Source organism: Bacillus thuringiensis (genome assembly GCF_001182785.1).
Classification (GTDB): domain Bacteria; phylum Bacillota; class Bacilli; order Bacillales; family Bacillaceae_G; genus Bacillus_A; species Bacillus_A thuringiensis_S.
This window is the reverse complement of sequence record NZ_CP012099.1, coordinates 1,290,742-1,305,331: the sequence shown is the minus strand read 5'-3', so window position 1 is coordinate 1,305,331 and position 14,590 is coordinate 1,290,742. Positions and strand designations below refer to the sequence as shown.

The following is a 14,590-nucleotide window of genomic DNA, read 5'->3' as shown; positions in this document are numbered from 1 at the left end:
TAAAAATTAGGCGGGAGTTTAGGTACTTTCACTTTATTTAACAAACTGTCCACTGAATATTATGCTTCATAAGTTCTTCTTCAAAACTATATGGCATTTTTTTATCACAAATTACATGTTGAATACGTGAAAATGCTGCTATACGATAATTCCCTTTCACGCCTACCTTCGTATGATCACATAAAATATATGTCTTCTCAGCTAATTTCATCATCGCCTCTGACAATTTCGCTTTCTCTAATTCAAAGCTGGAAACTCCAAAACTAGGTAATAGCCCATCAATCGAAACAAACGCTTTATGAAAATGGAATTGCTGTATTACTTGCTGCGAAATAGATCCCGATACACGCGAATGCTTTGGAGACACTTTTCCACCTATAAATAAAACTTCACCATGAAACATCTTTTTATTAATAGAAGAAATTAATTGTGTTGCGACCGGAAATGAACTCGTTACAATCGTTAAGTTTTTACGATGAACAAGATATGGAACCATTTGAAGCGGTGTACTTCCATCATCAATTGCAATGACATCACCATCTTCTACAAATGTCGCTGCTTTATAACCAATTCTTTTCTTCTCTTCTATATGTAGCATTTCTCTTTCTAACATTGGTGCCTCTATCCCAGCGCCTGGAAGTTGAACAGCTCCACCATACACTTTCTTCAGCTTCTTTTCACGATCTAATTCTTCTAAATATCGACGAATCGTTTCTGTTGATACAGCAAATTCTCTCGCTAATTCTGAAACCTTTACTTTCCCTTTAAATTCTACCTTTTCAAGAATGGTTCGCTTTCTTTCTTCTCCTACTACAGACATAGCTTCACCTCATTTATATCTCCCTCATAAACTTACTTATACAAAGTTATACTTTTCTTTGTAAGTGAAAACTTCTTCATGAATATGAATACCGCGCTTTGCTAGCTCATCAAAAATCAATTGTGGATTTTCAAAAGCTTCTTCCGGCGTAACAACACCCACCCTATTTACATTTCCATTTGCAATTAACTCTGCAGCAATCCCAAATGGAATACCGACGTTTCTCGTATACGCTCTTAATTTTTCCCATCCTACAACAGAACCATCAGATAACGGGTGTGTATGATATAACACATGTCTTTGCTTCTCATTATTTTTCATACCTATTACTTCTACATGAAGTGCATAACCATAAAGCTCTGTTTCTTGTCCTTCTTTCGATTGCAATAAATACTGCGAAATACAATCCATAATGCCTATTTCTTTCCCGTTTATTTCAATCTGATCATTACGCAATATGCCGTAATCATATAAAGCACGTACAAGTTGCATATTTTGCTTCGGCCAAGTTCCTCTCGTCTCTATCAGTTTAACACCTTTATTTTCTAATGCCTTTGCTAACGTAATCGTTTCAGAATGCGGAATGATATACTGCGTTGCCTTACCATAAGGCGCTGGCAATTCTATTTCTCTCGGACGCGCAAACGGAAGTACTTGCTTAAATTCACCATCTTCATACACTGTACGCGATGGTAAATGTGGATCATATTCATATGTCGTTGTCTCTGTAATTGATGCAGAAAAAGCAATCGGACGATACGAACCATGACTTACACGGACGGACTCTACAGTATCCAGTTGATTTGCTGCATGCATTGCCATCATTTGCGTTACACCTGGCGTCATGCCAAATCCAGGTAAAAATGTTTTTTCATTTTGAACAAATATAGCATGCGATTCATTTTCTTCACCAAATCCATTTAAGTTCACACCGTGACAGCCTGCTTCTGCAATACAGCGGGTCGACAAACCGTTTAGATTTATCGTCGTACCGTCCATTACAATGTCATAATCTTTCATTTTTGCAACCGTATCCTCGTGATTCGTTACATCTACTTTTACAAAATCAACACGAGGATCATTGAGCCATTCTACTACTTTACGGCCCTCTTCCTCGTTAAAATCAGCTACTGTAATCGTCTCAAAAGATGAAAATTGAACTAAATCCAAAATAGCTTCACGACAAATTTTACCTGCTCCACCTAAGCAAAATACTTTCATCCAATAACAGCTCCTTTAGCAATACTATCAACTAAGCGATTAATATCTTCTTCATGTACATCACCGATATTTCCAATGCGGAACGTATCTACTTTCGAAATTTTACCAGGGTAAATAACAAATCCATAACGCTTTAATTCGTTATATAACTGTTGAAACTCGAACTCCTCTTTTGGATAAATAAAAGATGTAATAATAGGAGATTGATATTTCTCATCTACTAGTGCCTTAAATCCGATTTCTCCCATTCTATTCACTAGTAGTTTTTGATTGTTGTAATATCGATTGTAACGCGCTCTTACTCCACCCTCTTTTTCTAGTTCAAGTAGTGCTTGATAAAAAGCATGTACAACATGTGTAGGTGAAGTAAAACGCCATTTCCCATTTTGTTTTTCCATCGTTTCCCATTGATCATATAAATCAAGAGATAAAGAGCGTCCTTGCCCTTTACACTTCAATAATTCATCACGTTTTGCGATTACAAATCCGAATCCAGGAACCCCTTGAATACACTTATTCGCACTACTAATTAAAAAATCAATTTGTAAATCAGCAATGTCTATTTCAATCCCGCCGAAACTACTCATCGCATCAACAATTGTAACCTTTCCATACTGCTTTCCTAATTTACATACATCTACAATTGGATTTATAATGCCTGTCGTTGTTTCACAGTGAACAACTGCAATATGTGTAATCTCTTTATCTTCTTCCAATAACTTTTCTACTTCTACAATATTAGTAGGTTCCCACTCTTCTGTTTGACTGACCACTACATCAATCTGTAACATCTCTGCCATTTGTACAATGCGCTTACCGTACGCACCATTTGTACAAACGAGAAGCTTCCCATTTTCCTTAATAACAGAACCAATTACTGCTTCAACTGAAAACGTACCGCTTCCTTGCATTAACACTGTTGTATATTTCTCTTCTTCCTTCGTCGCTAGCGATACAAGTTTAGCTCTTACTTCTTGCACCATCGTATTATATTCAACATCCCACGTACACCAATCGTATAGCATAACTTCTTTTACTGATTTTGTTGTCGTTAATGGTCCTGGTGTTAATAATAAGTAGTGATTTTCATTCATGATCCCGTACCCCTTTTATGAAATAATAAGTTCTTGTTTCTCGATATGTTCCATTACGTTTTCGAGCTCCTGCATCGTTTCAATCGTAAAATGAGCCCCATTTTCAACAAACCGATTACGAACTATTTCTATTTTTTCACGAAGCTCTACCGAATCCATACTCTCCACTTCCTCTTCCGTTAAACCGAGCTCACTACTTCCAAGAATTACACCAACTGTCCACATTCCAGCATTTCTACCTTCTTTCATATCTGATACTGTGTCCCCTACTTTTATCATATGGTTCATCGGATACACACCAAGTTCCATTGCATTTTTATAGCACATCCATGGGTATGGGCGGCCTGCTGGAACATCATCTGGCGTAACAAGAAAATCAGGTTTATATCCTTGTAACGCTGCTTCCTTTGCTACAATATCCATCATTTCTCTCGTATAACCAGTTGTTGAACCGATTTTAATGCCTCTCTCACGTAAAGAAGCGATTACTTCTTTTACCCCATTAATCGGCGTGGCATAATTTGGCAAAATAGAAAAGAGAATTTCTTCAAACTCTTCATACATCTCATGAATGTCTGCTTCTGTTGGTAATTGACCGAAGACACGCTTCCACTCATCCGCAATACGAGGCATTTCTGTTAGTGCCCTTACATGATCTATTTTTAATAATCCCATTGGCTTACGTGCTTCTTCTGCTGTAATTTCAACGCCGCGTTTATGAAAAATCTTCATGAATACTTCTAGTGGTGCAAAACATCCGTAATCAACCGTCGTACCTGCCCAATCAAAAATAACTGCTTCAATTTTCATTCTGTCCATCACCCTTCTTACTTATCTTTTTTGCCATTGTGAAGTTCGGTTACGAAGTGCTTTCGTTCCCCATTCATATACAACTCTCACTACAATATTTGTAACAACAATAAGTACACTCATTGCAGCTGCTGGCGCTACATTTCCTGCATCATCCATATTTACGATTGATACGGCAGCTAGTTTAAAATCAGCTGCATATAGGAACACAACTGCCGATACAGTTACCATTGAATTTACGAAGTAGTACATTACCATTTCTAAAATTGCTGGTAAACACATTGGTACTGTTACTCGGAAGAATGTTTTATAAAACGGAATACCCATCGACTGCGAAACAAGCTCAAACTCTCGGTCTAATTTCTTTAAGGCAGTCGTTGCCGTAACAAATGTTACAGAATAAAAATGAATGATATTTACTAGTACTAATACAGCAATTGTTCCGTATAAAGAATGAAACGGATTCGTTACTGATAGTCCAAGAATTTGAATCGTTGGTTGACTAAAGAAAAAGACATATCCTAATCCGAGTACTAAACCTGGTATCGCTAACGGCACTATAGAGAAAAAGTAACCTGTTTTTCTGAAAAATTGTAGCTGGTCTATTTTCTCAATTGCATATGCGAATACAAATGTTAAAATCGCCCCGATAACTGCTGTAACTGCTGAAACAATTACGCTATTTGTAAATGCTTCAAGTCCATCTCCTGTTAAACTTGAAAAATTAAAATGCTCAAATGTAAAACTCATATTATATGGCCATACTTTCACACTTGCAGCAATACCAACTGCAACAAATAATAGAATGATCATAAGGGTAATCACACTACAATATATGAATGAGATTACATCTCTTTTCTTATTAGCTATTATTCTGTATGGTACTGCCTTTGAAGATAAGAAATTCGCCTGCTTTCTTTGCGTAATACGATCAACTACAAATGCGAATATAGCTGGGATTAATAAAATCATTCCGACAGTTGCACCCATCGGCATATTTTGTTGTCCAATCACTTGTTTGTATACGTCAGTAGCAAGCACATTATATTGCCCACCAACAATTTTTGGTGCCCCAAAATCAGTAAAACTAAGTGTAAACACAACAAACATTGCACTAATTAATCCGTACTTTACACTAGGTAAAGTAACCGTGAAAAATTGCTTTGTTTTACTCGCCCCTAACATATTAGAAGCTTCATATAAACGATAATCAGATCCTTGAAAGGCAATTAGCAATATGAGAAAGGCTTGCGGAAATGTATACATAACTTCAGCTATTACAATTCCTACTGGTCCATATAAAGGGATTTGTATACCTTCAAATAAACCAAACATTCCTTTCGTTACTAGCCCTTGATTACCAAATAAATATGTAAGTGCTATACCGTGCATCATCGTTGGTGCGAACAATGGTAATAACGCTACATACTGAAATACGCGCTTTCCAAAAACATTCGTACGGGCAATTGCATATGCGTAAACAAATGCGATTGCAACTGAAATAATTGTTGTTACGCCCGAAATCCATACTGTATTTTGTAAAGACTGCACTAAAGTTGGTGTTGTGAAATATTTACTGAAATTCGCTAAACCAATGAAAACTCCATCTTTATTATAAAAAGCTTGTGTAAATAGTTGTAATAGCGGTAGTACAAGTATGATAAGGAAGGAAAGAATCATACCGATAATTACAAGCCTTTGGATCCATTCCTCTTTCCCTATACTTCTCTTAATCTTTTTTTTCGTACTTTCTACCTTATAGTTTTCTAACATCTCCATCTATACAATGACCTTCTTTCCATATGACAACATATGATTTTCTGAGAAAGAGATTTGAATCGGCTTTCCTTTTCTAATAGCCGTTGCTTCTACTTCTGATGCTAATATATCCACTACAATTTTCTCATTATAAAGGTGTGTGTTTTCTTCTACGACTCGAACTTCCGTCCGATATACAGATCCGCGAAATTCCATACTTTCCACAACTGTTTTAATACCGTCCTTTTGTACAATTGTTACATGTTCAGGACGAATTGCATGTTCTTCGTTATTTTTCGAAAAGAAATTAATAGAACCAATAAAATCTGCCACAAACGGATTGGCTGGTCTTTGATAAATCTCCTCTGGTGTTCCAATCTGCATAATTTCCGCATGATTCATTACAACAATTTTATCAGCCATCGTTAATGCCTCTTCTTGATCATGCGTTACCATAATCGTCGTTATTCCTATTTTCTCTTGCAAATCACGCATTTCCCTACGTAATTTTTCACGCACTTTTGCATCTAAAGCTGATAACGGCTCATCGAGTAACAAAATATCTGGAGACAGAGCGAGCGCACGTGCAAGTGCTACTCGCTGCTGTTGTCCACCAGACATTTGAGCAGGATATTTATCTTTTACATTCAGCAAATCTACAAGTTTTAACGCATCTAGCGCTTTCTCTTTCACTTCTGCTTTCCCATATTTTTTTGTCTTTAAGCCGTATTCAATATTTTCAAGTGCTGTTAAATTCGGAAATAAAGCATACGATTGGAAAACCATTCCGAAGTTTCTCTTTCCAGGAGGCAATGCTGTAATATCTTTTCCATTCACAGCTATACTGCCAGTCGTTGGTTCCTCTAGTCCCGCTAAAATGCGAAGCAACGTCGTTTTCCCACAGCCACTCGGGCCTAATAAACAAACAAACTCATTTTTGTTCACAGTAAAAGAAATATCTTTTAACGCTGTAAATGCATCAAACTGTTTTTGAATGTGTTGAATTGATAAATATTCGCTCATTTTTCTCTCTCCCACTCACTTACTTTTTCGGTTCTGCTTTTTGGCCAAACTCTTTTTCCCATTTTTCTAAAATTTTGTCACGATTTTCTGCTGCCCATTTAAAGTCATTCTTTTTATATAATTTTTCAGTAACATCTTTCGGGAACCCCTCTGGAAGTTTATAATCATTTTTAATTGTCGCAAATCCATTTTTCTCAAAGTATAACTTCATTACATCATCAGTAATTGCCCAATCTAAAAATGCTTGCGCTATTTTATCATTTTTCGCATTATCTTTCTTAATAAGTGCGTTCGCTTCTACTTCCCAGCCTAATCCTTCTTTCGGCAGTACAACTTCAACTGGTGCACCTTTTTGTTTCTCTTTTAAAGCACTATAAACCATTGATACACCGACTGGATATTCACCTGCTCCTGCTAATTTCGCTGGTTTTGATCCTGAATGCGTATAACTTGCCATATTATCATGAAGTTTCTTCATGTAATCCCAGCCTTTATCTTCACCCATGATTTGTAGCCATGCAGAAACTGTTAAAAATCCTGTTCCAGATGATGCTGGATGTGGCATAACAAGTGTTCCTTTATACTCTGGTTTCGTTAAATCTTCATATGATTCTGGCATCGGTAAATTTTTCTTCTTTAACTCTTCTTTATTTACAGCAATCCCCGTCATAAATGCAGTATTTCCTACCCATTTTTCAGGTTGCTTATCATCTTTAAATTGCGGAAGAACACGATCTGCTCCTTTTGGAGAGTATCCTTTTAACATATCTTTTTTATCTAAAGCTAATAGACTTGATGCCGCAGTTCCCCATACAACATCTGCTTGTGTATTTTTCCCTTCAGCTAGCAATTTCGCAGTAATAACTCCTGTTGAATCACGTACAATGTTCAATTTCACATCAGGATATTTCTTTTTAAAGGAATCAAGATAAATTGGTACAAGCTCTTCTTCAATTGCTGTGTAAACAGTTAATGATCCAGATAATTTGTCATCTTTCACTTTCGCTCCAGCACTTTCCTCCTTCTTTGCACCACACCCCATTAATAACGAAAATACCATTCCAGTTGCTACAGCTTTAAAGATTGTTTTTTTCACTGTCTCTCTCTCCTTTTACAAATCTTATGTACAACTCAAATATAAACAACTAGTGTAAAAGCAGTATTAAACCAACATTAATCTTTTGTTTGTTGTTTGTTTTTGTGTAATACGTTGCTACTTCTATGTTTTTTCGCATTTTTCTGCTAATAGAAAACACTAAATTTACAAATAATTAAAAAAACCTTTATAATCCCACAAAAAAATGAGGCGTTTGTAAAAAACGCCTCATTTTTGTTTCCCTTTTTTCGAATTACGATTAGCATACTTTGCGCTATTTTCTCCTTCATACTCTAATGCAAATTCTGCATCTGGTAAGCTTTCTTTCGGAGTTTTATTATTATTGATTGCCGCATTTTGTTTCACTTTTCTTTTTACCAATACATTCACCTGCTCTCAAGAAATCACTTTCTACTCTAGTTTGAAACAACTTAAAATAATTATTACTGGCAAGTGTTAACAAGTACATAAGAGGCGTTCGATGGAAATACTACGTATGAAGAAATCATTATAAAAAGGAGCGATGATTTTGAAGAAAAAAGAAAAGATTCAATCACCAATTTTAGACGAAACGCTCCCGCATCAAATGAATTTTCCATCTTTTAAAGGAACAGGAAAAACGATGCAACAACCTTTTGTGAATCAATATGATGTTGTAATTGGAGACAGTAAATATAATTCCGAGAACAGTCCGCTTAACAATTGGAGTGATGAAGTAGATCCTGCCATTATGGCTGGCGATGAGTGGATCCATCCTACAAATGATATTGGGTGGATTTCAGAAGAAAATCAAGAGTTGCTAAAAAACGAATCAGATAATAAAAATGAAGCTTTTATGCATCCACAATTTGGAATTAACGACTAAAAAACCATTCTACCTAACGTAGGTAGAATGGTTTCATACTATCCAATAATAATCCGCTCTTTCGGGTATTTATAGCGAGGTGGTTGTTCCCTTCCACCACTAGCTAAAATAAATGTTAAAATACCAACGCGTCCGATGAACATAAGCACAATGAGTACAAGTTTCCCAACAGTTGTTAAATCAGGCGTAACACCTGTTGATAATCCCGTCGTTCCGAAAGCAGAACAAACTTCAACAATTAAGCTCATAAGCGGTACATTTTCCGTAATAGATAAAATGAATAGCGCAGTAGCACATAACAAAATCCCCATCGTCATAACGACAGATGCTTTTAGTACATCCTCTTCATGTAGCTGACGTTTGAAGACTCTAACTGTTCTACCGCCTCTTGCAAAGGTGTATAGTGACAATATACTAACAGCAAATGTTGTTGTACGTATTCCGCCCCCAACCGAACTTGGAGATGCCCCTATAAACATTAATATACTCATAAATAAAAGCGTCGGTTGTGACAATTCACGTATATCCATCGTAGCAAGTCCACCACTTCGCGTCGTCACAGATTGGAATAATGTATAAAATACCGTTTCATGCCATGACTTTCCTACTAAAAAGTGATTTCTCTCCAGTAAAAAAATCATAATTGTACCAACAACAACGAGTGCAAAAAATGTTGTTGTCGTCAATTTTGTAAATAATGAAAAACGAAATAATTGTTGTCCTCTTTTACTAAGGAATTGTTTCACTTCCATTAGCACAGGGAAACCAATTGCTCCTAAAATAATTAGTAGCATATGAATCATTTGAACAATATAATCTTTTTTATACGGAATTAACGATTGTCCTGTTAAATCAAATCCGCCGTTCGTAGTCGCACTAACTGCTGCAAAGAAACCGTGAAAATAAGCTTCTTGCCAAGTCGGAAAGTAAAGTAAAAATCTTGTACCTAATAGGATTGCTCCAATAAGTTCTATCGAAATAATTACAATTAAAATAGAACGCATCAATTCTACAAGACCCGATAAATTTCCTTGATTATGGTCTGCCATAATTAATCTTCTTCTTTGCAAACCAATCTTTTTCCCCGTAATGATCCAAACAAATGTACCAAGCGCCATAATTCCTAAGCCGCCTAATTGTAAAATAAGGGCTAAAACAATAATTCCTGCTGTAGTAAACGTATCTGAAATCGTAATAACAGACAGTCCCGTAACACTTACCGCACTAACCGATGTAAAAAGGGCATCTATAAATGTCCATTTCACACCAGGTTTCGTAACAAACGGTAAACTAAGCAAGATTACCGATACAACTACTGCTAATAAATAAAATAAAACAATGAGTTGTACTGGACGTAATTTTTGTAAAAACTTTTTTATATCTCTCATTCCATCACTTCGCTACCTTTTTTCTATCGATTAAATAAAGAAAAATCTTCCCTTTCTTTATTTGTAAATAACTGTTCAAATAATTTGGCAAAGACCATTCCATATACAGTTCCATTCCCCCCATACGGCAATGCGTAAAATAAATTATGTATCTTTTCGTCTTCTTTTAAAATGGGGAGACCATCATGAGTACCACCAAATGCTGCTGCCCAATAGTAGTCTGCCTGTATATTTTTATACTGCGGGAACATCTCTTTTACAATATTAATAAGGATATCACGCTTATGCAATAATTTCGTATCACCGATTGTTTGAATTTGCATCGCTTCATCTAATCCGCCTACAATAATGCGGTTTTGATACGTTCGAAAATATAAGTAGGGCCGTGCCGTTTCCCAAATTAACGATTGCTCATGCCAGCCTTCAAACTGATCTATTTCATTTGTTACAATTGCATAAGAAGTTTCTACTGTTGTATTTTTTTCTTTTTTTCCAAAAAGCGCTTCATAACCTGTCGCCATAATAATATTCTTTGCTACAATTTGATTTCCTGTTTTCGTGTAACAAATTAAATCATTTTGGCGTTTTTTTATATGTATTGCCTCTGTATGTTCATATATATTAGCTCCCATTTGGTTTGCTTTATGCAAAAAACTATGTGCTAATAAATACGGATTCACCTCAGCATCACCTTGCGTATATAACGCTGCTTGTTTTGCAAAAGAATAACGTTTCTTAATATCAGCTTCTGTAAAATATTCAACTGGAAATCCATAATTCTGTAACGTATTATATTCCTCTTGTAAAAATGAGACATCCTCACTTTTACTTGCATAATATAAACTATTTCGCGGAATAAAATGGGGATCAATATCAAGAGTCGGTATAGCCTCTTCCATTGTTCTTAGCGCTTCATAACAAAGTTTATATGCTCGTATCCCTTTGTCTTTACCAAATGTATGGATAAGAGAGGTTAACGATTTATCATGAAGAAATTGTAGTAAGCCTGTATTAGCAGCTGTGCTACCACACGCAATTGCTCTTTTTTCAATAAGTGTAACACTCATGCCAATTTTCGCTAATGAATGCGCTATATGAGCACCGGCTTCGCCGCTCCCGACTACAAGCACATCACATATCATATCATTTTCTAACAGTTGATAACAAGGTACAGAAACCCCTGTATTCCAAAACAACTTACCAGTCATAAGTTTCATAATTATACTCCTAAAATATAAATTTCTCCTTTCTATGTTTTGTTATTTTCCATAAAAAAATCCAACTAACATAGGCTAGTTGGATTTTTTATTTTTAATTAGAACGCTCTTCAAGCCAATTTCCAATCGTCGGATATGTTTGTTTTACAGCTGTTCCACCGTAAACGATAGACATATGCCCTGTCGGTAAACATACATATTGTTTATCTGTGCTAGAAATATGGTCTAGTAATGCTTCTACTTGACATGGCAAAGCAATATGATCACGTTTCCCGGAAATATTTAAGACATTCGCCTTAATATTTGCAAGGTCTACCTTTTGTCCGCGAATAACGAGTTCACCCTTAACCAGTTTATTATTTTGATAAAAATCACGAATCCACTGTCTGTATGATTCACCTGGGAACGGAATACCATCACCAACCCACTTTTGAACCAATCTCCAGCTTTCGACGAAGCGCTCATTCTCTGAACGATCTACTAAAGCAACATATGGACCGACAAAGTTTGTAATTGGTTTTAACATTTTGTTTCCGAAATCAATCATTTCTGGCGGAATATTTCCAAATGTATCAACCGCTTTATCTAAATTGAAGTATTTCTCATCTAATAAAGGACCATACAATCCTGTTTCAGAGAAATCAAAAGGACTTGTCATGAAAATTAAATTACGAATTGGCATGTGCGGATGAAGTGCTGCATAAATAGAAGTTAGCGTTCCACCCATGCAATAACCAAGTAAAGAAATCTCGTCCGATTTTGCAGTTCGCATTACTTTTTTTACTGCTTTTGCAATATAATCAAACACGAAATCATCAAATTTCAAATGACTATCTTCTAAACCAAATGTGCCCCAATCAAGCATATACACATCAAAACCACGATCCACTAGATATTCCACTAAACTATTTCCAGGAGTTAAATCCATAATATATGGTTTATTAATAAGAGCGTATATTAACAGGATTGGAACTCTTTGTGTTTTTTCTTGTTTTGGAATGTAGCGATAAAGCTTCGTCTTATTCTTCGTCCAAATAACCTCTTTCGGCGTTAATCCTACTTGCGGCTCTGGTTCACGTAATAAAATTTCACTCGCCCTTTTCACTCGGCGGTATGCTTTTCGGTACTCTTCTGGGTATAGCTCTAATTGCTTTTCCCATTCTGTTGCGAATGTAGTCATTTTTTTATCTCCTTTTTGGTCGATTTCCTTCTTAAAAAAAGAAGTGCATTCCTGCTATGGATATGCACTTTTTTCTTACTTCATTACATATATAATCCGCCGTTAATGTTTAATTGCTGACCTGTGATATACGCACCGTCACGGCATAGGTATACTACACCTTTTGCAATTTCATCAGCTTGACCAAAACGTTTTTTCGGGATTTTTGCAACGATTTTTTGACGTACTTCTTCTGGTACTTCTGCTACCATTTCAGTATCAATAAACCCTGGGCAAATTGCATTTACAGTGACATTTGTTTTTGCAAGTTCTAACGCTAATGATTTTGTAAATCCTAACATACCCGCTTTTGCTGCTGAATAGTTTGTTTGGCCAAATCCACCTGCTTGACCAATAATAGAAGAAATGCTAATAATTCTTCCTTCTTCCGCTTCCGTTATGTATGGAAGAACCGCGCTTGTCGTATTAAATACGCTACTTAAATTCACGTCAATTACGCGCTCCCAATCTTCACGATTTAACTTTTTGAATGTACGATCTCTTGTAATACCAGCATTATTAACAAGAATATCAACTTTACCAAAATGATTCACAGCTTCTTCTACAAGTCGGTTTGCATCTTCTACTTTAGAAACATCCGCTTGCACTGCATAAACGTCATGTCCGTCTTTTCCTAGTTCATTTACTAAGTTTTCAGCTGCTTCTTTACTGCTATTATAGTTAATAACTACTTTCGCTCCCTCTTGTGCTAATGCTACTGTAATTGCTTTTCCAATCCCTTTTGCTCCACCTGTTACGATTGCTACTTTGCCATTTAATTGAACCATTTCTTTTCCCCCTTAAATGAATTTGTGAACGATTGTTATGAATCATTTTGGCACTCATACTGTAGAGTCCCTATATAATTATGTTTCGCTGTTTACACGTGAAAAGAGATTCTCCCTCTCTCTTTTACCTGTTATAAACAAGCGCTTTTATCATTTTTTATTTTCCGGCTTATTCGCAGGCTTTATCTCTTCTTTTACAGGTACTTGTAGTTTAGCTAGTACTGCATTTTGCTTTTCTAGCAATTCTAAAATTTGATCTACTTTTGTTTCAAGCGTACGAATATCTTGTTTCACTTTCGTCACATCACGCTTTAATGTAGGAGCTTGTCCTAAAGAATCTACTTTCTCCTCTAGAAACTCCTCAATGTTATCTACTTTATTTTCTAAGTTAATAACAAGCGTAGCCACTCTTGCGATATCCTCTTTCGTCGGCACATTTACTTGTTCTAAATAGTTTTTTGTCGTATCATTTAATGCTTTTTGATAAAACAAATTCAAATCTAGAACGCTGCCCATCCAAGCAGAATATTCTTCTGTTTTAATTGTTTCATTGAGCGCTTTTCCCCAAAATGTTTCGGTTTGTTCATAAGCATTTTTCCATGCTTGTAGTGGATCGAATTTTTGATCAATCACTTTACCTACACTCCCTTTTTCGTTTTTGAAACAATTCAACCTATTCACTATTTTCTAATATTCTGAATAAAACTTCAAGTCTATATTTTATTTTTTTCTATTTTCTAACAAATGTGTTGACTTTAAAAACAGATAGGTGTAAATTGCACTTATAAGCAAAAAATTCCATCTAACTGATTCATGAGGTGATGCACAATCATGCTACAAAATGAACCAGAACAACGCGAAAGTTTGGAGAACAACCAAGCGAAACAACCAAACTCCATGCCAAAAAACTTCTTAGTTCCCTTCTTACTTCTCTGTCTAAAAGACTGGAGTCTTCATGGTTACAAACTTATTCAAATGCTAATGGATATCGGCTTTTCTTCTGTTGACCAAGGTAATGTTTATAGAACACTACGCAAATTAGAAAAAGAAAACCTTATTTCTTCTACTTGGGATACAAGCGATGGAGGGCCGGCAAAAAGAATTTATTCTTTAACTGAATATGGAGAGCAATATTTAACAACATGTGCGACTTCTTTTGAACATTATCAAAATATGTTGCGAACGTTTTTCACGTTATACACCAATGCATTCTTTCCATTTTCTACTTCTCCAGAAAAGGATGAAAAGGATTCTTCATCTTCACCTGGTGGTACAGCAGAGTAATCTGCGT

General features: G+C 35.9%; 15 protein-coding genes. 2 read left to right on the top strand and 13 right to left on the bottom strand.

The window, feature by feature from the left end; all coding sequences use genetic code 11:
• Window positions 1–37: 37 nt before the first annotated feature.
• From AC241_RS06740 to AC241_RS34675, 8 genes are all read right to left on the bottom strand, one after another.
• Window positions 38–820, bottom strand: a complete 783-nt coding sequence (locus AC241_RS06740; RefSeq protein WP_016082375.1) for a DeoR/GlpR family DNA-binding transcription regulator — start codon at window positions 818–820, stop codon at window positions 38–40.
• Between the two features lie 36 nt (window positions 821–856).
• A complete protein-coding gene (locus AC241_RS06735) occupies window positions 857–2,041 on the bottom strand; it encodes a saccharopine dehydrogenase family protein (protein WP_050842931.1) in 1,185 nt (394 codons plus the stop codon).
• On the bottom strand, window positions 2,038–3,135 hold the full coding sequence (gene phnW, locus AC241_RS06730) for a 2-aminoethylphosphonate--pyruvate transaminase (RefSeq protein WP_029441780.1): 1,098 nt from the start codon (window positions 3,133–3,135) through the stop codon (window positions 2,038–2,040). The genes AC241_RS06735 and phnW overlap by 4 nt, the downstream gene beginning before the upstream one ends.
• A 15-nt stretch (window positions 3,136–3,150) precedes the next feature.
• Window positions 3,151–3,945 carry a phosphonoacetaldehyde hydrolase gene (phnX, locus tag AC241_RS06725; RefSeq protein WP_016082378.1) on the bottom strand — a complete coding sequence of 265 codons (795 nt, stop codon included), beginning with the start codon at window positions 3,943–3,945 and terminating at the stop codon, window positions 3,151–3,153.
• Window positions 3,946–3,966: 21 nt separating this feature from the next.
• Window positions 3,967–5,724 (bottom strand): putative 2-aminoethylphosphonate ABC transporter permease subunit, encoded by a 1,758-nt coding sequence (locus AC241_RS06720; RefSeq protein WP_029441779.1) that lies wholly within the window; start codon window positions 5,722–5,724, stop codon window positions 3,967–3,969.
• Window positions 5,725–6,726 carry a putative 2-aminoethylphosphonate ABC transporter ATP-binding protein gene (locus AC241_RS06715; RefSeq protein ID WP_000006196.1) on the bottom strand — a complete coding sequence of 334 codons (1,002 nt, stop codon included), beginning with the start codon at window positions 6,724–6,726 and terminating at the stop codon, window positions 5,725–5,727.
• A gap of 19 nt (window positions 6,727–6,745) precedes the next feature.
• The gene (locus AC241_RS06710) at window positions 6,746–7,822 is read right to left on the bottom strand and encodes a putative 2-aminoethylphosphonate ABC transporter substrate-binding protein (protein ID WP_016082381.1); all 1,077 of its coding nucleotides are present in this window, start codon (window positions 7,820–7,822) and stop codon (window positions 6,746–6,748) included.
• A 228-nt stretch (window positions 7,823–8,050) separates the two neighbouring features.
• A complete protein-coding gene (locus AC241_RS34675; RefSeq protein ID WP_000240799.1) occupies window positions 8,051–8,203 on the bottom strand; it encodes a hypothetical protein in 153 nt (50 codons plus the stop codon).
• A gap of 148 nt (window positions 8,204–8,351) precedes the next feature.
• Between AC241_RS34675 and AC241_RS06700 the strand changes: the two genes are divergently transcribed.
• Entirely contained in the window at window positions 8,352–8,687 is a 336-nt protein-coding gene (locus AC241_RS06700) for a DUF3905 domain-containing protein (RefSeq protein WP_029441778.1), read from the top strand.
• Window positions 8,688–8,725: 38 nt separating this feature from the next.
• On the opposite strand, the gene AC241_RS06695 is transcribed toward AC241_RS06700, so the two are convergent.
• The 5 genes from AC241_RS06695 to phaR all read right to left on the bottom strand — a co-directional run bounded on the left by AC241_RS06695 (window position 8,726) and on the right by phaR (window position 13,932).
• On the bottom strand, window positions 8,726–10,075 hold the full coding sequence (locus AC241_RS06695) for a TrkH family potassium uptake protein (RefSeq protein WP_001204706.1): 1,350 nt from the start codon (window positions 10,073–10,075) through the stop codon (window positions 8,726–8,728).
• A gap of 23 nt (window positions 10,076–10,098) precedes the next feature.
• Entirely contained in the window at window positions 10,099–11,292 is a 1,194-nt protein-coding gene (locus AC241_RS06690) for an NAD(P)/FAD-dependent oxidoreductase (RefSeq protein WP_029441777.1), read from the bottom strand.
• A 94-nt stretch (window positions 11,293–11,386) separates the two neighbouring features.
• Window positions 11,387–12,472: a class III poly(R)-hydroxyalkanoic acid synthase subunit PhaC gene (gene phaC / locus AC241_RS06685; protein ID WP_000206336.1), complete on the bottom strand. Its 1,086-nt coding sequence runs from the start codon at window positions 12,470–12,472 to the stop codon at window positions 11,387–11,389.
• Window positions 12,473–12,555: 83 nt separating this feature from the next.
• Entirely contained in the window at window positions 12,556–13,299 is a 744-nt protein-coding gene (locus tag AC241_RS06680; RefSeq protein ID WP_000250407.1) for an acetoacetyl-CoA reductase, read from the bottom strand.
• Between the two features lie 150 nt (window positions 13,300–13,449).
• Entirely contained in the window at window positions 13,450–13,932 is a 483-nt protein-coding gene (gene phaR / locus AC241_RS06675) for a polyhydroxyalkanoic acid synthase subunit PhaR (protein WP_000566941.1), read from the bottom strand.
• A gap of 198 nt (window positions 13,933–14,130) precedes the next feature.
• On the opposite strand from phaR, the gene phaQ reads away from it, so the two are divergent.
• Window positions 14,131–14,583: a poly-beta-hydroxybutyrate-responsive repressor gene (gene phaQ / locus AC241_RS06670; RefSeq protein WP_000939954.1), complete on the top strand. Its 453-nt coding sequence runs from the start codon at window positions 14,131–14,133 to the stop codon at window positions 14,581–14,583.
• Window positions 14,584–14,590: the final 7 nt, after the last annotated feature.